Genomic DNA, 21320 nt, shown 5'->3' with positions numbered 1-21320 from the left:
CGACTCATTCCTTGACTCGGCTTTATTTTATTAAAATGTAACACGTATAACAGTGGTATTTGTTGGAGTAATTTTACCATGTTGTATGTATTGTTTTAAAGAAAAAACGCACATTCTAGAATGTGCGCTTCGTAAGTTTAACCTGCTTGATCTAACAACATACTACGAATATGCCCAATCGCTTTTGTTGGATTTAAGCCTTTTGGACAAACCGATACGCAGTTCATAATGCCTTTACAGCGGAATAAACTAAACGGATCATCAAGACGTGCTAGACGATCTTGCGTTGCTGTATCTCGTGAATCAATAATAAAACGATATGCATTTAACAATGCAGATGGTCCTAAGAACTTATCAGGGTTCCACCAAAACGATGGACACGCTGTTGAACAACATGCACACAAAATACATTCGTATAAACCATCTAAATGTTCACGTTCTTCAGGAGACTGTAAACGCTCTTTTGGCGGTGCAGGTTGATTGTTAATTAAGAACGGTTGAATTTTATCGTACTGATCATAAAATTGGTTCATATCTACCACTAGGTCTTTAATCACAGGCAGACCAGGAAGCGGACGAATTACAATTTTTTCAGGTAAATCATTCATGTTCTGTAAACATGCCAAACCATTTTTACCGTTGATGTTCACACCATCAGAACCACAAATACCTTCACGGCACGAACGGCGGAATGTCAATGTTTCATCTTGTATTTTTAAAGCCAACAACGCATCTAACAACATACGGTGTTTTTCTGTTAGCTCTAATTTATAAGTTTGCATGTACGGCGCTTTATCCTTATCAGGATCATAGCGGTAGATTTCGAACGTACGAGTGCCTCTACTCATCTTATTTCTCCCGATTAGAATGTACGTGGTTTAGGTTGGATCGCATCAACAGTCAGTGGTTTATAACGCACAGGCTTGTACTCTAAATGATTGTCTATAGAGTACCAAAGTGTGTGTTTCATCCACTCATCATCACGGCGACCATACGAATACTGTGGATGATCCGCAGGTAATTCATAGTCAACCACCGTATGCGCACCACGACACTCTTTACGTGCAGCCGCAGAGATTAAGGTTGCTTTTGCCACTTCGTATAAATTTTCGACTTCTAACGCTTCAACACGTGCTGTATTAAATACTTTAGATTTGTCTTTTAAATGAATATTACGTACGCGTGGTTCTAAGGCTAAAATTTCTTTTACGCCTTTATCCAACAATGCTTGAGTACGGAACACACCTGCATGGTCCTGAACAATGTCACGGATCGCATCAGCAACATCTTGTGCATTCTCACCTGATTGCGTTGAATCTAACTTATTAATACGTGCAAGCGTTTTTTCTAATACATCGTTTGGTAACGGTGCATAATCATCACCATGATGCTTCGTCACATAATCAATAATGTGTTCGCCTGCTGCTTTACCAAACACCACAAGATCAAGCAACGAGTTTGTACCTAAGCGGTTTGCACCGTGTACAGACACACAAGAACACTCACCAATGGCATAAAACCCTTTTACAGGTTGCGTAAAGTTACGCGTACTGTTCGTGCTGTATTCATCAGATGCCACATCGTAGCCTGCATGTAACTGTTCATCTTGCTGATCAATAGGAACCACCACTTGCCCATGAATGTTGGTTGGAATACCACCCATTTGATAGTGAATCGTCGGTACAACAGGAATTGGCTCTTTGGTGATATCTACATTGGCAAACTTTTTACCAATCTCAAATACAGATGGCAAACGTTTCATGATGGTTTCTGCACCAAGATGCGTCATATCTAACAAGATATAATCACCTTTAGGACCACAGCCACGTCCTTCTTTAATTTCTTGATCCATTGAACGAGAAACAAAGTCACGCGGTGCCAAATCTTTTAATGTTGGTGCATAGCGTTCCATGAATGGTTCGCCATCTTTGTTACGTAAAATGGCACCTTCACCACGGCAACCTTCGGTTAACAATACACCTGCACCTGCTACACCTGTTGGGTGGAACTGCCAAAATTCCATATCTTGTAATGGAATACCTGCACGGGCAGCCATGCCTAAACCATCACCTGTATTGATATAGGCATTGGTTGATGCACGGTAAGCACGTCCTGCACCACCTGTTGCAAATAACGTTGCTTTGGCTTGAAATGCAGCAATTTGACCTGTTTCTTGATCGTACGCCGTTACACCTAACACATCGCCAGCTTCGTTACGAATTAAGTCTAATGCAACCCATTCTACAAAAAACTGTGTTCCCATTTTTACATTGCTTTGATAAAGCGTATGTAAAAGCGCATGCCCTGTACGATCGGCTGCAGCACAAGCACGTGGTACTGCTTTTTCGCCGTAGTTTGCAGAGTGTCCACCAAATGGACGCTGGTAAATCGTACCATCTGCGTTACGGTCAAAAGGCATACCCATGTGCTCAAGTTCATACACCACTTTTGGTGCTTCACGACACATAAATTCAATGGCATCTTGATCGCCTAACCAATCCGACCCTTTTACGGTGTCGTAAAAATGGTAGTGCCAATTATCTTCTTGCATATTGCCTAAAGATGCACCAATACCCCCTTGTGCTGCAACCGTGTGCGAGCGTGTTGGGAATACTTTAGTGAGTACTGCTACTTTTAAGCCTGCTTGGGCAAGTTGATACGCTGCTCGCATTCCTGAGCCACCGCCACCAACAATCACAGCATCAAAGGTTAAACTTTCTATATTTGAATAATTTGCGTGCATGATTGTGTCCTATTTCGCCCAAAAAATCTGAATGCCCCAGATTGCATAGATAAATACACCAACAATCACAGCAGTCGTTAAAACAAGACGTAAGCCTGAGGCAGATGGTCCCATTTGTCGGGTGGTCACATAGTCTGTGAACACTTGCCACATACCAATCCATGCATGAACAATGAGCGATAAAATTGCAAGTAATGAAAAAATTTTCATTGGCAAGGTCATCATAAATCCAGACCATTGCTCATAGTTAAAGCCACTATGAAATAAAATCCAACCAAATACGATAAAGGTATAGATTGCCAATACCACAGCGCTCACGCGTTGTAAAAACCAATCGCGTGAGCCTGAGCCTGTTAAACCAGTCGCACTTTTCATTAAATTACAATCCATATAAATGCTGCAATAATCCCAATTGCAGATAAAACCAATGAAATTGTAGCTGCCATTCGACCACTTTGTAGCCCTTCGTTATAGCCAAGGTCTGCAATTAGATGTTTAATCCCACCAATTAAATGGTAAATTAAACCTGCAACAAACACCCAAACCACAAAGCGTACAAAAAAGTTTCCAAAAATTTCTTCTTTCACATAAGTAAAGCCTTCAGGCGAAGACAATGACTTATCTAATATCCATAAAAGTACGGGTACCAGCAAAAATACGATAACACCTGATAAACGGTGTAAAATAGATGCAATTGCCACGGGAGAGCGTAAATTTACCGCTAACACCTGTCCCATGGACAAATTGACAGGTCTGTTGCTTTTCACAGCGGGCATCCTGTAGTGAAAACTCCCTCTGGAGTTTGTTTGATTGATTCGAAGGAAAGCTAGCATTTGTTAGGCAATAATACGCCTAAACTCCTTATACTTAAATTGATTATAGAACGGCTCTTGACAAATTTCAAACAAGGTTATTGCATAAAAAACAAGAAGATAAATACGAAACTTTCTCATTTACCTTTGAATTAATCCTAAAATCAACAAGCTATCGAAATTATATTTAAATTAGGCTCAATTGTACTTTTTTGTCAATTTAGACATTCGGCTAAATAGAAAAAGTTTTACTAAATATTTCAATGCAAAAACCTTTAAATATGGTGTCTTACATTGTTCTTATGCTTGTTTTTTATACTAAACCTCTTTTATTTTTTAATACTTCTTTAAATAAACACTATATTTTTAATATACGCTTGCTGTACATTGAGCCTCGAAAATGGACTATACTCAATTTCACAACAACTCTTTTTGTTCAATAACAATCACTACAACAAAAGAGTTACATTCAACAAGACAGGAGATCTACTGAATGTCTGACCTAACTGGCAAGAAAGCTATTTTAGAAATAGATGGAACAAAATACGAACTTCCTATTTACAGCGGTACAATGGGTCCCGATGTTATCGATGTCAAAGACATCTTAAAATCTGGACATTTCACATTCGATCCTGGTTTTATGGCAACCGCATCGTGTGAATCAAAAATTACCTTTATCGATGGTAATAAAGGTGTACTTTTACACCGTGGCTATCCAATTGACCAACTTGCAACTAAAACAGATTATTTAGAAACCTGTTACTTGTTACTAAATGGCGAGTTACCAAACGAACAACAAAAAACAGAATTTACTGATGTTGTGCGCAAACATACGATGGTTCACGACCAAATGAGCCGTTTCTTTAATGGCTTTCGCCGTGATGCCCACCCAATGGCAATTATGGTAGGCGTTGTGGGTGCACTTTCTGCGTTTTATCATAACAACCTTGATATGGAAGATGTCGATCATCGTGAATTTACAGCGCTTCGTTTAATTGCCAAAATTCCAACCATTGCGGCGTGGAGCTATAAATACACCATTGGGCAACCTTTTATCTACCCACGTAACGACCTTGATTATGCAGAAAATTTCTTGCATATGATGTTTGCAACCCCTGCTGACCGTGACTATAAAGTTAATCCAATTTGTGCCAAAGCAATGGATCGTATCTTTACATTACATGCAGATCACGAACAAAATGCATCTACTTCTACTGTACGTTTAGCAGGCTCAACGGGTGCTAATCCGTATGCATGTATTGCAGCAGGTATTGCAGCCCTTTGGGGACCTGCACATGGTGGTGCAAACGAAGCTGTACTTAAAATGTTAGATGAAATTGGTAGCGTAGACAACGTTGCGTCTTTCATGGAAAAAGTAAAAACCAAAGAAGTTAAACTGATGGGCTTTGGTCACCGTGTTTATAAAAACTTTGACCCACGTGCCAAAGTAATGAAAGAAACATGTGATGAAGTGTTAGAAGCACTTGGTATCAATGATCCTCAGTTAGAACTTGCGATGGAGCTTGAACGTATTGCATTGTCTGATGAGTACTTTATCGAGCGTAACTTATATCCAAACGTCGATTTCTACTCAGGCATTATTTTAAAAGCAATTGGTATTCCAACTGAAATGTTTACAGTAATCTTTGCGCTTGCACGTACTGTAGGTTGGATTAGTCATTGGTTAGAAATGCAGTCTGCACCGCATAAAATTGGGCGTCCACGCCAACTTTATACAGGCGAGCAACAACGCAATATTGAGCGTTAAACTAAAAAGGACTGCTTCGCAGTCCTTTTTTTTACATTTGAGATTGAATATAATTTTGTACGCCGATTAGCTCAACTAAGCGAAGTTGTTTTTCTAACCAATATGTATGGTCTTCTTCTGTATCACTTAATTGTTGACGTAACATATCACGGCTTACATAATCGCCTTTTTCTTCACATAACTTAATGCCTTGTACCAATTTTTCACGTACATGGTATTCAAGGGCTAAATCTGCTTTTAAACATGAAACAACATCTGTGCCAACATCAATGTCGTCACGGTTCATGTTGGGTGTACCTTCTAAAAACAGGACACGGCGAATAATAGCATCAGCATGTTCTGCTTCTTCTTGCATTTCATGGTCGATACGTTCAAAAATTTTACCTAAACCCCAATCTTCGTACATACGTGAGTGTATTAAATATTGGTCACGGGCAGCCAACTCACCACCGATAAGCATATTAAGATAGTCAATTACTTCTGGGTTACCACGCATTTTTAATACTCCTCACTAGACATGCTTATTATAGATTTGTTATTTAGTTAAGTACATGATTTTTATAAACTTAAAATGATAAGCATACGCATTTACATTTAATTTATTAAAAAAAATAAGTGCTTACCGTTGCAAACACTTATCTTTTTTTTTGTAACTAAACAGAATGCTTCTTATTCAGTTGGTAAATTTTGTCCGTACTGTTGCATTAAGTCTAAAAATGCTTGTTCAGACAAAACTTTAATTTCTAATTTTTTAGCTTTTTCTAGCTTGGAACCTGCTTTTTCGCCTGCCACTAAGCATTTTGTTTTGCTTGACACACTACCACTTACTCGCGCACCCAACGCTTGTAACATTTGTGTTGCTTGGTCACGTGTACAATGAGAAAGTGTACCTGTTAAAACCCAACTTTCACCATTTAAAGGTTGACGGGTTGATGCTGTCGGTGCATCCCAAACAATACCTACTTCAAGTAAACGATCTACCACTTCAATATTATGCTTTGCTTTAAAAAAGTCTAAAATCCATTCTGCTGTAATATCGCCTACGTCAGGTGTCTTTTTTAACGCATCTAAATTGGCTTTACGTAGTGCATCTAATGTTTGAAACGTATTGGCTAACATACGTGCCGTTGTTTCACCCACACCACGAATACCTAAGGCATAAATAAAACGGGCAAGCGTGGTCTCTTTACTTTTCTCAACCGCATCAAATAGGTTTTGAACAGACTTTTCGCCCATTTTTTCAATACCTAATAATGTTTCACGGTGGTTATGTAAATGGTAAATATCAGACACATCTTTAAGCAAATCTAAATGCAATAAAGATTCTACCCAACGGTCACCTAAACCATCAATATCCATTGCTTTGCGTGAAACAAAATGACGAATCGCCTCAATACGTTGTGCAGCACAATATAAACCGCCCGAACAACGTGCAAGTGCTTCATCTTTTGGCATTACCACAGGCGATTCACATACAGGACAATGACTTGGTAGCTTGGTACGCGGTAAGTCTGTATTACGTAGTTCTGTCCATACACGCTCTACTTTTGGTATTACATCACCTGTGCGATAAACACTGATTTGATCGCCTACACGCACATCTAAGCGTTGAATTTCACCAATATTATGTAAAGTGACATTAGAAACAGTAACACCACCTACCAATACAGGCTTAAGCCGTGCAACAGGTGTTAATGCCCCTGTCCGTCCAACTTGCCAATCAATATTTTCAACATCAGTCACGGCTGCTACAGCAGGAAATTTATAAGCCGTTGCCCAACGTGGTTCACGGCTTAAAAACCCAAGCTGTTGTTGCTGTTTAAGGTTATCGACTTTAATGACCATTCCATCAATTTCGACCAATAAGTTTGGACGTTCTGCCTGAATTTTCTCGTACTTTTCTTGTACTTCTTCAATAGATGCACATAAAAATTGACGTTCCGCAATTTCAAAACCTAACGTAGTCAGCCATTGTAGGCTTTCATGCATGGTCTCTAATGGGTGTGCTGGCTCACATTGTGCAATACCATACGCATAAAATGCCAATGGACGTGATGCTGCAACTTCAGGGTCTAGCTGTCTTAAACTTCCTGCTGCTGCATTACGTGGGTTTGCAAATGTTTTTTCACCTTTGGCTTCATTGGTGGCATTGAGTTTTTCAAAGCCTTGTTTTGGCATGAGCACTTCGCCACGTACTTCTAAAAGCTCGGGCACATCACCATGTAAAAACTTGGGCAAATTACGAATCGTTTTTACATTTTGGGTAATATCTTCACCTGTTTCACCATCACCACGTGTTACGCCACGTACCAATATCCCTTTTTCGTACCATACCGAAATAGCCAAACCATCAAGTTTAAGTTCAACATCATATTGTACTTTTTGATTAGGCAAACGCTCTTCTACACGGCGTGCAAACGCAAATAAATCATCTTGATTAAAAACGTTCCCTAAAGACAACATGGGCACTGCATGCGTCACCGTTGTAAATTTAGCCAATGCCTCACCACCTACCTTATTGGTAGGCGTATCGACTTGTACATACTCGGGGTACTGTTGCTCTAAATCCTTGAGTTGATGAAACAATTGATCGTATTCATTGTCTGTAATGCTAGGTTGATCCATAACATAGTAAGCATGGTTATGTTTTGCGATCAGCTGTATCAACTGACGCATTTGCGTGACAACATTCATCATTTTGTTTACTCAGATTTAAAATCGATCACTTGATGACGCCAATGTTCTTTGAGTTGTGGTGTCAGCTCTTGATTATTTTCATCGTATACCTTGCCATCAATATCTCGTGCGATTAGATTAGCAATGCTCACCATCATATCAAAGCCTTTTTGAGCGTTACTGCTTGGTAATGCTAAGAAAAATGCTAAACCTTGCACTTGCTCTGCTGATAATGTTTCCAAGTCAAACCCTGCAGGTCCTTCATCAGTAACGCGTAATACAGAAAACATGAGTGGGCTTGGCTCTTCGGTATTCTCATAACGATGAAAACATGACATCTCACCAAAACGTAAGCCGTACTTTGTCAACACTTTAAGTGCTTTATCGCCTGCTAGTACACGGCGTGGGTTTGGATACACATTTAACGCAATGATATGTTGAGCATTAGCAAGTGCACTTGCATCATCAAAACACTGCTGTTCATGCAAGTGAATATCAAGTAGTGAGCTTTCTTCGTCAAACTCTTTAATAGGTGCAGGCTCAATATTATTCAACTCAACCACAGGTGCAGGGCGTGCAACAGGTTTTGATTCTTCTACTGTAGGTTCGGGGTCTTTTGAGTCTTTTGAGTCTTTTGAGTCTTTTGAGTCTTTTGAGTCTTTTGAGTCTTTTGAGTCTTTTGAGTCTTTTGAGTCTTTTGAGTCTTTTGAGTCTTTTGAGTCTTCAATAGTCTCATCAATTTTTGTTTCTACAACTTCATCAGGTGTTGCTTGTAATTGGTCACGCACAAAACGCGGAATAATCGGCATATTTGTTTCAGGGTTAATATGAAGTTCTGAATCTAAAGACGATTCATATTGTTTTGGTCGTCTTGCAATCATAAAGATGCCCATAAAAACAATTAAAACTGCAATGACAATTCCAATAATTGTGCCGATACTCATATCTGTTCCGCCTCTAAGTTTACTGTAACCAATTTAGATGTACCTGGTTCGGGCATGGTTACTCCAAGTAAATCCGTTGCCATGGTCATTGCTAATTTATTATGTGTAATGTAAATGAATTGCACTTGTTCGGAAAGCTCTTTTACCAAATTACAAAAGCGTTGTACGTTGGCATCATCTAATGGTGCATCTACTTCATCAAGTACACAAAACGGTGCAGGGTTCAGTTTGAAAATAGCAAATACCAATGCAAGTGCCGTCAGGGCTTTTTCACCGCCTGATAGTAACGCCAATGAGCTATTACGTTTACCCGGTGGGCGTGCCATTAGTTTAACGCCTGAATGCCAATCACCCTCTAACATTAAACTTGCTTCTCCGCCATTAAACACTTTTGGAAATAACTCACCTAACGCGTGGTTAATCTGATCAAATGTATCCATAAACAGTTTTTTTGTTTCTTGATCAATGGTTTTCATGGCTTTTTGAAGCTGATCAACCGTATTTTCTAAATCTTGCATTTGACGCTTTAAATTATCGTAACGCTGTGATATTTCTTGATACTCTTTTGATGCAGTTAAGTTTACTACACCTAATTTTTTAAGTTGCTGTTGTGCCTGTTCTAATTGAATTTGATGTTGTTGCACATCAATCTTTAAACCTGTAATCGCTTTTGCTTCTAACGCATTCAGTTGCTCTTGGTAATGCTCGGCATTGATTTTGGCTTGTTGCCAAGCAAGACGTTTTTCTTCAAGTTGTGTTTTTAAATTTTGCTCACGTTGTTGTAGCTGTTGGCGTTCTTGCTCAAGTTGTTGTTGCTGATGTTGCGTATCGTTTAACTGTGTTTGCCAACCTTGTGTATTTTGATGTAGCCGTTGTACTTGTTCGGCTTTTAAAGCGTGTTGTTCACTCAACTCTTGCACTAAAGTTGGATTAACATGCGTATTTTGAGCTTCTGTATTTAAACGATGTCTCGTTTCTTTGAGCACCGTAATATCTTTTTCTAACAATGCAATTTGTTGCTGATTATACTGTAACTGCTGTTCGTGCTCGGTCAATCGTGCATTTAAGTTCTGATCTGTTTTTTGTGCTTGCTCTAAACTTTCTGCAATCTGGTCAAACTGCTGAGAAGCTTGCTCATACTGTGCTTTAAACTTGCCTAATTGTGCTTGTAATGGTGCAGGATCTAACTGTTGCTTTTGCCGTTGATCTTGCATAAGTTGTGCAGAAATATGCTCAAGCTGAGATTTTTGCACACTAAACGCCTGTGCTTCTGCTACGCGGATTGCCAACTGTTGCACATGCTGTTTTTGTGTATCGTGCTGTTGCTGTTCGGCTTGAATAATATCTTGAAGCTGTTGTACATGCTCTTGCCATTGCTGTTGGTTTTGCTCGGCTTGCTCTAATTGAGGGTTTAATTTTTTAAATAACTGTTCAATCTCTTGTAAACGTACACGATGGATCAATTCACCTTGCGTGTGTTGCTCAAAATCAAGCCCAACGACCCAATCTGTTCCAACATGATAACCATCGAGCGTTAAAATGCTCTGCCCTGTTTGTAGCGGATAATTTTGTGCATCTTGCAAAGTATTGGCAATGCCCACATTTTGCCACAGTGATACTTGCGGACTTTTAATCCATTCACCTAAGCAAGTTAAACCCTCAATGCCTACTCTACTTTGAGATGTTTTAATTTGTCGTGCGATTTGAGGCTCAAACTCATCTACAAGATGTGCAGATAACCACTGTGCTAAAAACTTTTCAATTAATGCTGTATGTGGCTTTGCTTGCTCACTTAATTGTAATACATCAAGTAATTTTTGCTTTTCAGAAGTTTTACTTTTTTTAAGACTAATTTTTTGAATATGTGTGCGTTCTTTTTCAAGTAAGGTAATTTGATGTTTTAATTCATCTACCTGTGTTTGGCTTGATTGTGTCTGTAAATTTTTAAGCTTTTGATGGTCTTCCTCTAAAATCTTTTGAGTTAAATCAACCGTTGCTTGAGCATCTTGTAATTCTTGTTTAAGCAAATCTAAAGATTCAACATGTTGCATTTGTGCAGTAAATGCTTGGTGTTGCTGTTCTAAACGAGCAATGTTTTGGTTAAGTTGCTCAAGCTGTAACTGTTGTTGTTGTACAGCACGTTCACATTGCTCTAACTGCTGTTGTGCTGTTTGATGGGCTTGTTTTTGTATTTCATATTCGTTTTTGAGTTGTACAGTTTGGCTTTGCTGTAATTGCTGTTCAAGTGTTTCAACGGCTTCTACTATTTGTTCTTCTTGTGTTTGTAACGTTTCTTTTTTAAGCTCAGCAATTTGTAATTGCTCTTGAACATATTGCTGTTGCTGTTTAAGTTCGCTCAAACGTGCCGTATTACGTTTTAATCTGTGTTGTTGTTGCTCCAAACGCATACTAAGTTCAGCAAGCTCTTTTTCTGCTAATTGTTCTTGTTGGCGTAATGGTGCAGATTGCTCAAGTAATTTTTGGAACAATACTTGTGTATTTTGTAGATTGTGCTGCCTAGTGGTCAGCTCTGAATGAACGAGCTTGTACTCATCACCAAGTTCTGTCAGTTCACGTGTATAGGTTTGTTGTAGGCGTGTGCTTTGTTCATATTCAAACGATAAAATTTCGACTTTTAAACGTTGTACCTGTGCTTGCTTTTCTTGGTACTGTACAGCGCTGTCAGATTGTTTTTTGAGTGTTTTTAACTGCGATTTTAGTTCGTGTGCAATATCTTCTAAACGCTCTAAATTTTGTTGCGTATGTTCTAAATGTTGTAACGTTTCACGGCGTCGGGCTTGATAACGCGAAACGCCTGCAGCTTCTTCAATAAAAATACGCATATCTTCAGGCTTAGCATCAACTAAGCGGTTAATCATGCCTTGTTCAATAATCGCGTATGAACGTGGTCCTAAACCTGTCCCTAAAAATATATCGGTAATATCACGGCGACGGCATTTTGTACCATTTAAAAAATATTCAGACTTTCCTTCACGCGTCACCTGACGGCGTACCGCAAGCTCTGTATATGCATTATATGCACCGCCTAATTTACCTTGCGTATTTTCAAAACGTAGTTCAACACTTGCCATTCCCACAGGTTTACGTTTTGCTGTGCCTGTAAAAATAACATCTTGCATGTTGCCACCACGCAACTGCCTTGCACTCGACTCCCCCATCACCCAACGTACAGCATCAATCACGTTTGATTTTCCACAGCCATTTGGACCCACAATTGCACTACGGCTTGCTTTAAAGTTTAAAGTCGTCTGATCGGCAAAAGATTTAAAGCCCGAAAGTTTTAAGCTGCTTAAACGCATAGTGTCCTAGGTCTATAGAAGATGCGCGACTATTTTAAGTGATGTGTAGACAACTGTCGTTATTTTTTAGTATAAAATTCCAACAAAACCAATGATTAGATCAAATAATGGAATATTTGTTTTTTCCCGGTGCATCAGGTAATACCCAATTTTGGCACCCGCTTATTCAAAACCTCAATTTAAATGCACCGCACCGTATTATTGCTTATCCAAGTTTTCATGGTTGTGCAGATCATCCTGATGTTCAAAACTTTCAAGATTTAACAAATTATGTACTTGATCAGGTTACTCAAGAGTGTGGGATTATCGCACAGTCGATGGGTGGTATTTTTGCAGTATTGGCAGCACTCAAAAAGCCACATTTAGTTAAAAAACTAGTTCTAGTTGCCACATCAGGTGGTATAGACCTTACGCCTTTTGATGTTGCCGATTGGCGAGCGGATTATCATCATCAAAACTATGTACCCGATTGGTTTTCAACTGCTCAAATCCATTTAGATATAACTCAAATTCAATGCCCAACATTACTCCTTTGGGGGAGTGCAGACACGATTAGCCCTATAAGTGTCGGACAATACTTGCAACGTACGATACCAAACGCACAACTTCATGTTATTGATAACGGCGACCATCAATTTGCCTGTAGTCAAGCTAGCGTTGTTGCCCCTTTTGTTCAGAGTTTTTTATGAGCCTTATCACTTTATTTTCTTTTATCATTTATTGTTTTGTGACCTCCGTGACACCCGGACCTAACAACATTATGTTGGCATCGTCAGGCATTACCTTTGGTTTCAAACGCAGTATTCCACATATTTTAGGCATTGGCTTTGGTTTTGGGCTGATGGTGATTTTAGTTGGACTTGGCTTAGGCACTTTACTCAGTACTTCTCCAATGTTATTCACAGGCATAAAAGTCTTAGGAATTGCTTACCTATTGTATTTGGCATATCAAATTTATCATTCAGACAGCATCAATACACAATCAAACCAAAGCAAACCCCTTAGTTTTTTAGGTGCGGCATTATTTCAGTGGGTTAACCCTAAAGCATGGATTATGATTATGGGTGCAGTAACGGCATATACTTCGGCACAAAGCTCTATTGGGTTGTTTCTTTGGATTGGATTTATTTATGGTGTTGTGAGTATTCCAAGTGTGGGTATTTGGGCATATATTGGCGAATCATTTCAACGTTTTACTAAAAACCCTAAAAAAATAAAATGGTTTAATCAAGCCATGGCAGTGCTGTTAGTCATTTCGGTTATTTCACCTATTCGCGAATTAATAGCTCTTGTATAAAAAATAATAGCCAATTACACATAATAATCCGCTAAAACATTTTTTTAGCATGGCAGGTGATAATGTATGCGCAACTTTAGCACCAAATTTTGCTGTTATAAAACTCATGATACTAATACCTAAAAATGCATAAATATGGACGTATCCAATCGCATGCGGAATGTATATATTACTAAAAAACATAAAACCAATAGCGCCCGATACTGCAATAGGAAAACCACATGCTGCCGAAGTGGCAACTGCTTTTTGCATAACAACACCGTATTTATTTAAGTAGGGAACTGTTAAAGAACCTCCGCCTATGCCAAAAATAGCCGATGCAACCCCAATCCCTACGCCTGCACCTGCTTGGGCAAATTTATTAGGCAACTGCTGAGATTTATCTACAAGTTTATTTGCTCCACTAAACATACGATAAGCAATAACAATGGCAAAAAATCCAATAAGTAATTGTAAAATCTGACTTGGCAACAAATGTGCAATGCCTGCACCCAAAAATGACCCTAATAATAATCCCGGTGTAATGTTGCGAACAACCTGCCAAAGTACTGCACCTTTTTTATGATGTGCCATAATTGAACCAATTGATGTAATTGCAATAGTAGCAAGTGAAGTTCCTAATGCCATTTGCATAATCACTGAGGCATCGTAACCTTGTTGGGTAAATACCACATATAAGATCGGTACAATAATCAATCCACCACCTACACCAAATAAACCTGCTGTAAATCCTGCAATTGCACCAATCCCTAAATATATGATTAACTCCACGTTATTTCCTTAACTTATTCAAAATGGATCAACAATTACAACAACTGCTACCGGACGTACCTGAAGTTGTACTTTTAAAACCAACCACAGGTTCAACCAATGATGATGTAAAAGCACTTATTTCTCAAGGAACGCAAACTGCTTTAGTTTGTAGTGAAATACAAACTAAAGGACGTGGTCAACATGACCGTACATGGCAATCTCCACAAGGGAATATTTACCTCAGCACTATCATAAATACAATACGCCCAATTGACGGACGTTTAAGCTTAGAAGTAGCGCTCAACCTTATTCATATGCCAAGTTTAGCCCACTTTAAAGATTTATATGTAAAATGGGCAAATGACTTATATAGCAAACAAGGCAAATGGGGTGGCATCTTAATTGAGCCGATTTCACCTCATCAAGTTGTCGTTGGTGTCGGCATTAATGTATTACCTCGTGCAGAACTACAACAGCTTGATCAAGCAGTCACTTCGCTTTCGCAACTTGGCTTATTAGATGTATCTAAAATAGAGTTGATCGCAGAGGTTTATCAAGCCATACAACAAGCAGGACAATGGTTTGAACATGGTAGTCAAAATTTGGCACAACGTTTTAACCATATTGCCATGTATAAAAATGAACAGGTATTATTTGAAACCAACCAAACCACCGTACAAGGTACATTTTTGGGTATTCAAGATGACGGTGCAGTGCTATTACAAACAGCATTAGGTGTTCAAACGTATTACCAAGGGCGTTTACGTCATGCGTAATTTATGGCTAGATGTGGGTAATACCCGCCTAAAGTATTGGATCACACAAGATCAGCAGATTGTAGAGCATATGGCAGAACTACATCTACAGTCTCCTGCAGATTTATTGCTTGGCTTAATACATCATTTAAAAGCACAAGAGCTCGATTGTATTGGTATATCTTCAGTTTTAGACCCAACAAACAATAAACGTATGCAAAATACACTCAGTTTGTTAGGTATTCCCATTACCTTTGCCAAAGTTCATCAAGAATTTGCAGGATTGCGCTGTGGCTATCAAGACCCAACACAACTTGGAGTTGATCGTTGGTTGCAAATGCTTGCCGTAGAACATAATACGGCGTGTGTGGTGGGCTGTGGTACAGCGCTAACGATTGACCTAATTGAAAACCGAAAACATTTAGGTGGCTATATTTTACCTAATTTGTACTTACAACGAGATGCGCTTATTCAAAATACCAAAGGTATTCAAATTCCTGATGCTGCTTTTTTAGAACTCACCCCCGGTACAAATACGCTTGATTGTGTGCATCATGGTATTTTACTTGGGTTAGTCAGTGTTATCGAAAAGATACTTCAACAAACACCGCAGCCACTTATTTTAACAGGTGGAGATGCACCATTATTTGCACAACATTTACGTGATTATCAGCCTATTGTAGAACCTGACTTACTTCTAAAAGGTTTAAAACGCTATACATTTACTTTATAGTTTAACGCTAAATCTGGCGCATGCTGTCCTCGAATACCCCAATTTTCTTTTGGGGTTTCAAAAATCGTAATTTCTACGCTATGCGGTGCAATTCCAATTGCTTCAATGTTTTTAAATAACTGCATAATCAATTGCTTTTTCGCATCAGTAGAACGCCCCTCAAACATCGAAATCTCAATAATTGTATAGTTTTCTGTACGGTCTTGAGGGTAAATAAAATCTTCTGAATCTAAGGCAATAAAACGCTGAAAACGTTTATCTTTAGGATACTGTAAAGCACTGACTAAAGCATGATGAATAGCATCAGAAAGTAATTGGCGATACGTTTGAATGGTGTATTGTTGTGCGTAAATTTTAATTTGGGACATATTGATTTTCAACTTTATATATAAAACAACTATACATTGATTATTCAGTAAATACAGGTGCTTAACGCAAGCAAATTTTGTATTGTCGTAAATGTCTAGTTTTATCGCTTACTATTAAAAAATGTTCAAGTCATTTAAAACTCAGAGACTCATGTTTACATATAATAATATTTGCTTTAAATACAAAACTGTTCATCATATTTCCTTTTTATTTTATTCTTAAAGTGCTTATTTTTTATTCTATTCTTTTGTAAAAGCCGAATGCAGAAGACTGATGCTCACTACTTTTTTAATAACAACACTTATTTTTGCTTACTTGCCCGGCCCTGCCATGCTGTACACCGCAAATCAATCCCTTACAAAAGGTAAAAAAGCAGGTTTAATGGCAACGTTTCGCATTCACTTAGGCGGATATGTACATATTGCACTTGCTGCATTTGGTTTAACCATTGTCTTTAAGCTTATTCCTGCTTTATATAGCACCATTAAAATTTTAGGTGCGTGTTGGCTCATTTGGTTAGGTTTAAAAATGTGGTTTACGCCAAACACGACAACACAAACGACATCTCAAAAAACTTTTACAGAAAGCATTTTAGTTGAAGTACTTAACCCTAAAACAGCTTTGTTTTATGTGTCTTTTTTACCGCAATTCATTGATACACAAGGTACAATTTGGCTACAGTTTTTATTACTTGGCTTTATCGTCAATTTAGCTTTCACGTCAGCCGATGTCTGTTGCGTATTTTTAGCGCATACAATTTGCAAAAAAGTTAAAACTTCCAACCGGGCTTTTAAATGGCTAGGTGGCAGTATTTTTATTGGGCTAGGAGTTCGCCTAGGTTTATTTGAGGCGTAAAAAAAGGTGCTTACGCACCTTTTTAATTATTTTTTATCACCAAACAATGGTCCCATGTTGCCCCCACCAAATTGCTTTTGTAAACCACTTAATGAACGCATCATTTTGCTCATGCCTGCTGGATTAGCAAATTTTTTCATCATTTTTGCCATTTGAGAATGTTGTTTGATCAGTTTATTTACCTCAGCAACATCCATACCACACCCATTGGCAATACGCTTTTTACGGCTTGGGTTCATCAACTCGGGATTACGGCGTTCTTTAATGGTCATCGACTGAATAATCGCTTCCATTTTTTTCACTTGTTTTTCAGGTTTTGCCTGTTCAAGTGCTTGCTGTAAACCTGCGTTACTCATGCCAGGCAACTTATCTAAGAAGCCCATCATTCCGCCCATTTTATTCATTTGCTCAAATTGCATCAACATATCTTCAAAGTTGAAGCTGCCGCCTTTTTGCAATTTTTTCGCCATTTTTTCGGCTTTTTCTTTGTCGATTTTACGCTCGACTTCTTCCACAAGTGATAAAACATCACCCATGCCTAAGATACGTTGTGCCACACGTTCTGGATGGAAAGGTTCTAAAGCATCTAACTTTTCACCCATACCCAAGAATTTAATTGGCTTGCCTGTAATGGCACGTACGGAAAGTGCCGCACCACCACGTGCATCACCATCAGTTTTGGTAAGAATAACACCCGTAAGTGGTAACGCATCATTAAATGCTTTGGCTGTATTTGCCGCATCTTGACCTGTCATGGCATCAACCACAAACAAGGTTTCTGTTGGCTTAACCGCCTGATGTAACGCTTTAATTTCGTCCATCATGTTGTCGTCTACATGTAAACGACCTGCCGTATCCACAATCAATACATCAGCAAATTTAATTTTTGCTTGTTCGATGGCACGGTTTACAATATCAATTGGTTTTTCTGTTGCTTCAGATGGAATAAATTCCGCACCAACTTCACCTGATACTGTTTCTAACTGTTTAATTGCAGCAGGACGGTACACATCGGCAGAAACCGTCATGACTTTTTTCTTTTGACGCTCATTTAAAAAGCGTGCAAGTTTAGCTGCTGTAGTGGTTTTACCCGCCCCTTGTAAACCTGCTAAAAGCACCACAACAGGCGGTTTTGCTGCAAGGTCTAGGGTTTGGTTTTCTTCACCCATCATTTTGGTCAATTCATCGTGAACAATTTTCACAAATGCCTGACCCGGCGAAAGTTGGGTTAAAACTTCCTGACCTAATGCCTGCTCCTTAACTTTCGCAATAAATTCGCGCGTTACAGGTAAGGCAACATCAGCCTCTAAAAGTGCCATACGCACTTCGCGTAGGGTGTCCTTAATATTGTCTTCGGTCAGTTGTCCTGAGCCAGTAACATTTTTTAAACTCTGCGTGAGTCGTTCTGTTAAGGTATCAAACATTGCAAATTCCGCTTAAAATGGTCTGTTGCAAAAAAATCTTTCTTAAAATAGAAAATTTATGCATGAAATGCTATAGGATACTTGATATCGCATAGCATGAATATTCATTATTCCAACAAAGGTTTGACATGATTAGTCTTCCACTGGTGTACACGATACTCGCTTTAATCGCTTATACCACAGGTTTTTGGTACTCTTTTATACATTTAGTGTCTAAAAAAGAACCGAACCGTTGGTTTATTGGCATCATCTTAACCATTGGTTTGCTGTTACATGGTTATGTTTTACATAATGATATGCTTACAGCAAATGGCGTCAATTATGACGTTTTCAACCTTGTTTCGTTTACCTCTGGTTTAATGCTTGGTTTAAGCGTGTTGTATAGCACATATCGCCCTGTGTCTGCCCTCAATTTATTGGGCACACCTGTTGCAGCAACAGGACTCATTTTAGGTTTTGCATTTAGCCAACCTAACCAATACAGTGTCGCACATTCATTGGGGTTAGATGTTCATATTATCTTATCACTTTCTGCATACGCTGTATTGCTCATGGCAACAATTCAAGCCGTGATGATGTGGTTTCAAAACCAAGAACTGAAAAATAAACAAAAACGCTTGTGGGTTAATTTACTTCCACCACTTCAAGTTATGGAATCTTTACTGTTTGACATGCTGTTAACCGGCTTTATTATGCTTACGGCGGCACTGGGTATTGGTTTTTGCGTCGTAGACAGCTTTTTACAACAACATCTTGCTCATAAAACCGTGTTTAGTATCATTTCTTGGTTTGTGTACGGTTCGCTATTAATTGGACATTTTAGATTTGGTTGGCGTGGACAAAAAGCCATTCGTTTTACTATTGCAGGTTTTTTATTTTTAGCCGTTGGCTTTATTGGCAGTAAATTTGTACTTGAAATGATTTTAGGACGCTAGTATAAACGCTGTTTTTCCCATTAGAGTAAACAATGAAACTGGTACTTGCACCAATGGAAGGCTTAACCGACCCTGTTATGCGTGATGTTTTAACATCTACAGGCAGTTTTGATTGGTGTGTCACCGAGTTTATTCGCGTTACAGACAGTTTACTCCCCGATCATGTTTATTATAACTACTGCCCCGAACTTAAAAATGAAGGCAAAACTGCATCAGGCACACCTGTTCATGTGCAGTTTTTAGGAAATAACCCAAGTCGCTTAGCACAAAATGCTGTAAGAGCTGTAGAGCTTGGCGCACCTGCTATAGATTTAAACTTTGGGTGTCCTGCAAAAACAGTGAATAAACACCGTGGTGGTTCTGTATTACTTGATGAGCCAGAAACCATTCATGAAATTGTAAAAGCTGTACGTGATGCTGTGCCGTGCCATATTCCTGTATCAGCTAAAATACGCTTAGGCTATTTAGATGAAAATCATACGTTAGAAAATGCCCATGCCATTGAAGATGCAGGCGCAAATTGGCTGACTGTACATGCACGTACGAAAGCAGATGGTTATACGCCACCTGCCTATTGGGAAAAAATTAAACCGATTCGAGATGCACTCAATATCAATATTATTGCCAATGGGGAAATTTGGAATAATCAGCATGCTAAACGTTGCCAAGAACAATCAGGCTGTGATGATTTAATGCTTGGACGTGGTGCAGTCACTACACCCGACCTCACATTATGTATTCGTGAAAATGCTGATACGGCATTAATTTCTTGGCAAGAACTCGTAGATTTACAAATCCGTTTTTTAAATGGAAACTGTAAAAAAGAACTTAATATGGTGGGGCGTTACAAGCAATGGTTAGGCATGATGACCAAAGCATACCCCCAAGCCAAAGAAGTATGGAATGACGTCAAACGCATTAAGTCGTTAGATGAAATTGTCCAAAAACTACAGCAAACCTAGCAGCTATTTTACTTTTGTCACAATGGTTGGGAGCTGCCATGTACCGCCTGCATGAATAGCACGACACATACCTGTATCCCAACTTGCTGTGTGTACAAAGTTTTTCCCATCCCACGTCCAAGTATCATGTGACCAGCAATCGCCTACACCTCTACCCTTCTGATCAGAGTTTAGTTGATTATTAGATAAGCCATCGGCTTGTGTATTGATAAGTTTAGGTTGATATGGCTTTTGCTTATTGATTATCCAATAAGCGTTAGAAAAGTTATAAGCCCCTTCCAAACAGCGTGCACTGACTAATAATTTATCTTGATTTAAAATCGCTTCAACCGTAGGTTCATAGCTATCCGCCATACATTCATCTTTTAATTTTTCTGTAATTGCATCTTTTAAAAATATTTTTTTATCTATTTTAATATTTTTCACATAAGTATTAACAGGCTGGCTTTTTATAATAGGTACAGGTAGTGCAGGAAAGACTTGCGTTTTATTGCCTTTTTTGATGATTGCCGATGTTGTACCTACATGCCCTTGTACATCATCCATTTTAAGTAGTACCGCATTTGCACCCTCATTTGATAAGGTTGCTATTTATTTATTGGTAGTTAGTTGTACTTTACCTGTACTTTTAATCGCCTCTAAAACTTGTTGTGTCTCTGCACTTGTTAAAGAAAGATTACTTGTTTTAGAAAAATTTAGTGTTCGCAATGGCTTACCATCAATTAACAAAACAGCTCGATCAGTATTATTTTCATCAATATCTGATAGTGTAATTTTAGCTGTTAAAGCTTGGTTTTGTCCTGCAAGCCGTGTAAACAAAACAGACATACGCAAATCATCTTCTTCCTTAGAATAACCTGCTACACGGCAAGTTCGTGTATTATCACATGCAACTTCCCAATCTTTATGCTCAAAATATTGGGCAAATGCACTTGTAGTTAAACAGCTTAATAACAATAGAATTTTTTTCATTA

Annotated in this window: 18 protein-coding genes and 3 pseudogenes; 8 read left to right on the top strand and 13 right to left on the bottom strand. The window is 38.7% G+C overall.

Features of this window, described 5'->3' with window-relative positions; translation table 11 throughout:
* Positions 1-137: 137 nt before the first annotated feature.
* Genes PCI70_RS00190 through sdhC form a run of 4 tightly spaced genes read right to left on the bottom strand, consistent with a single transcriptional unit; the run spans position 138 to position 3519 of the window.
* The gene (locus tag PCI70_RS00190) at positions 138-848 is read right to left on the bottom strand and encodes a succinate dehydrogenase iron-sulfur subunit (RefSeq protein ID WP_269913344.1); all 711 of its coding nucleotides are present in this window, start codon (positions 846-848) and stop codon (positions 138-140) included.
* A 14-nt stretch (positions 849-862) separates the two neighbouring features.
* On the bottom strand, positions 863-2743 hold the full coding sequence (gene sdhA, locus PCI70_RS00185) for a succinate dehydrogenase flavoprotein subunit (protein WP_269913343.1): 1881 nt from the start codon (positions 2741-2743) through the stop codon (positions 863-865).
* Between the two features lie 9 nt (positions 2744-2752).
* Positions 2753-3118 (bottom strand): succinate dehydrogenase, hydrophobic membrane anchor protein, encoded by a 366-nt coding sequence (gene sdhD, locus PCI70_RS00180; RefSeq protein WP_269913342.1) that lies wholly within the window; start codon positions 3116-3118, stop codon positions 2753-2755.
* Entirely contained in the window at positions 3118-3519 is a 402-nt protein-coding gene (gene sdhC / locus PCI70_RS00175) for a succinate dehydrogenase, cytochrome b556 subunit (RefSeq protein WP_269913341.1), read from the bottom strand. The genes sdhD and sdhC overlap by 1 nt, the downstream gene beginning before the upstream one ends.
* A gap of 529 nt (positions 3520-4048) precedes the next feature.
* Between sdhC and gltA the strand changes: the two genes are divergently transcribed.
* Positions 4049-5323, top strand: coding sequence for a citrate synthase (gene gltA / locus PCI70_RS00170; RefSeq protein WP_269913340.1), 1275 nt, complete (start codon positions 4049-4051; stop codon positions 5321-5323).
* Between the two features lie 31 nt (positions 5324-5354).
* Here the strand turns inward: gltA and ftn are convergent, their stop codons facing one another.
* The 5 genes and pseudogenes from ftn to PCI70_RS00150 form a co-directional block, all read right to left on the bottom strand.
* Positions 5355-5819 (bottom strand): heteropolymeric bacterioferritin subunit Ftn, encoded by a 465-nt coding sequence (ftn, locus tag PCI70_RS00165; RefSeq protein ID WP_269913339.1) that lies wholly within the window; start codon positions 5817-5819, stop codon positions 5355-5357.
* Between the two features lie 173 nt (positions 5820-5992).
* Positions 5993-8020 (bottom strand): NAD-dependent DNA ligase LigA, encoded by a 2028-nt coding sequence (ligA, locus tag PCI70_RS00160; RefSeq protein ID WP_269913338.1) that lies wholly within the window; start codon positions 8018-8020, stop codon positions 5993-5995.
* Between the two features lie 5 nt (positions 8021-8025).
* Positions 8026-8565, bottom strand: a pseudogene (locus tag PCI70_RS12150) (cell division protein ZipA C-terminal FtsZ-binding domain-containing protein); the annotation flags it as partial.
* A 203-nt stretch (positions 8566-8768) separates the two neighbouring features.
* Positions 8769-8943 (bottom strand): annotated as a pseudogene (locus PCI70_RS12145) (cell division protein ZipA C-terminal FtsZ-binding domain-containing protein); the annotation flags it as partial.
* On the bottom strand, positions 8940-12263 hold the full coding sequence (locus tag PCI70_RS00150; RefSeq protein WP_269913336.1) for a chromosome segregation SMC family protein: 3324 nt from the start codon (positions 12261-12263) through the stop codon (positions 8940-8942). The gene PCI70_RS00150 and the pseudogene PCI70_RS12145, both read right to left, overlap by 4 nt.
* 107 nt (positions 12264-12370) lie before the next feature.
* On the opposite strand from PCI70_RS00150, the gene PCI70_RS00145 reads away from it, so the two are divergent.
* Both PCI70_RS00145 and PCI70_RS00140 read left to right on the top strand, forming a co-directional pair.
* Positions 12371-12952 carry an alpha/beta fold hydrolase gene (locus tag PCI70_RS00145; RefSeq protein ID WP_269913335.1) on the top strand — a complete coding sequence of 194 codons (582 nt, stop codon included), beginning with the start codon at positions 12371-12373 and terminating at the stop codon, positions 12950-12952.
* Entirely contained in the window at positions 12949-13560 is a 612-nt protein-coding gene (locus PCI70_RS00140) for a LysE family translocator (RefSeq protein ID WP_269913334.1), read from the top strand. The genes PCI70_RS00145 and PCI70_RS00140 overlap by 4 nt, the downstream gene beginning before the upstream one ends.
* On the opposite strand, the gene PCI70_RS00135 is transcribed toward PCI70_RS00140, so the two are convergent.
* On the bottom strand, positions 13543-14331 hold the full coding sequence (locus PCI70_RS00135; protein WP_269913333.1) for a sulfite exporter TauE/SafE family protein: 789 nt from the start codon (positions 14329-14331) through the stop codon (positions 13543-13545). The genes PCI70_RS00140 and PCI70_RS00135 overlap by 18 nt on opposite strands.
* Positions 14332-14354: 23 nt before the next feature.
* On the opposite strand from PCI70_RS00135, the gene PCI70_RS00130 reads away from it, so the two are divergent.
* Entirely contained in the window at positions 14355-15089 is a 735-nt protein-coding gene (locus tag PCI70_RS00130; RefSeq protein ID WP_269913332.1) for a biotin--[acetyl-CoA-carboxylase] ligase, read from the top strand.
* Positions 15082-15801, top strand: a complete 720-nt coding sequence (locus PCI70_RS00125; RefSeq protein ID WP_269913331.1) for a type III pantothenate kinase — start codon at positions 15082-15084, stop codon at positions 15799-15801. Before PCI70_RS00130 ends, PCI70_RS00125 begins: the two co-directional genes overlap by 8 nt.
* Here PCI70_RS00125 and PCI70_RS00120 read toward each other — a convergent pair.
* Positions 15783-16169: a tautomerase family protein gene (locus tag PCI70_RS00120; protein ID WP_269913330.1), complete on the bottom strand. Its 387-nt coding sequence runs from the start codon at positions 16167-16169 to the stop codon at positions 15783-15785. The genes PCI70_RS00125 and PCI70_RS00120 overlap by 19 nt on opposite strands.
* Before the next feature lie 274 nt (positions 16170-16443).
* On the opposite strand from PCI70_RS00120, the gene PCI70_RS00115 reads away from it, so the two are divergent.
* Complete coding sequence (locus tag PCI70_RS00115) at positions 16444-17025, top strand: LysE family translocator (RefSeq protein ID WP_269913329.1); 582 nt, start codon at positions 16444-16446, stop codon at positions 17023-17025.
* Between the two features lie 26 nt (positions 17026-17051).
* Here PCI70_RS00115 and ffh read toward each other — a convergent pair whose 3' ends face one another.
* Positions 17052-18449 carry a signal recognition particle protein gene (gene ffh, locus PCI70_RS00110; protein WP_269913328.1) on the bottom strand — a complete coding sequence of 466 codons (1398 nt, stop codon included), beginning with the start codon at positions 18447-18449 and terminating at the stop codon, positions 17052-17054.
* Positions 18450-18577: 128 nt separating this feature from the next.
* On the opposite strand from ffh, the gene PCI70_RS00105 reads away from it, so the two are divergent.
* Both PCI70_RS00105 and PCI70_RS00100 read left to right on the top strand, forming a co-directional pair.
* Positions 18578-19384 (top strand): cytochrome C assembly family protein, encoded by an 807-nt coding sequence (locus PCI70_RS00105; protein ID WP_269913327.1) that lies wholly within the window; start codon positions 18578-18580, stop codon positions 19382-19384.
* Between the two features lie 32 nt (positions 19385-19416).
* Entirely contained in the window at positions 19417-20346 is a 930-nt protein-coding gene (locus tag PCI70_RS00100; protein WP_269913326.1) for a tRNA dihydrouridine synthase, read from the top strand.
* 3 nt (positions 20347-20349) lie between these two features.
* Here the strand turns inward: PCI70_RS00100 and PCI70_RS00095 are convergent.
* Positions 20350-21318 (bottom strand): annotated as a pseudogene (locus PCI70_RS00095) (DUF1176 domain-containing protein).
* Positions 21319-21320: the final 2 nt, after the last annotated feature.

This window comes from Acinetobacter sp. HY1485, from assembly GCF_027568475.1.
In the GTDB taxonomy this organism is placed as follows: domain Bacteria; phylum Pseudomonadota; class Gammaproteobacteria; order Pseudomonadales; family Moraxellaceae; genus Acinetobacter.
The sequence above is the reverse complement of the archived record's forward strand: the minus strand, read 5'-3'. Positions and strand labels throughout refer to the sequence as shown.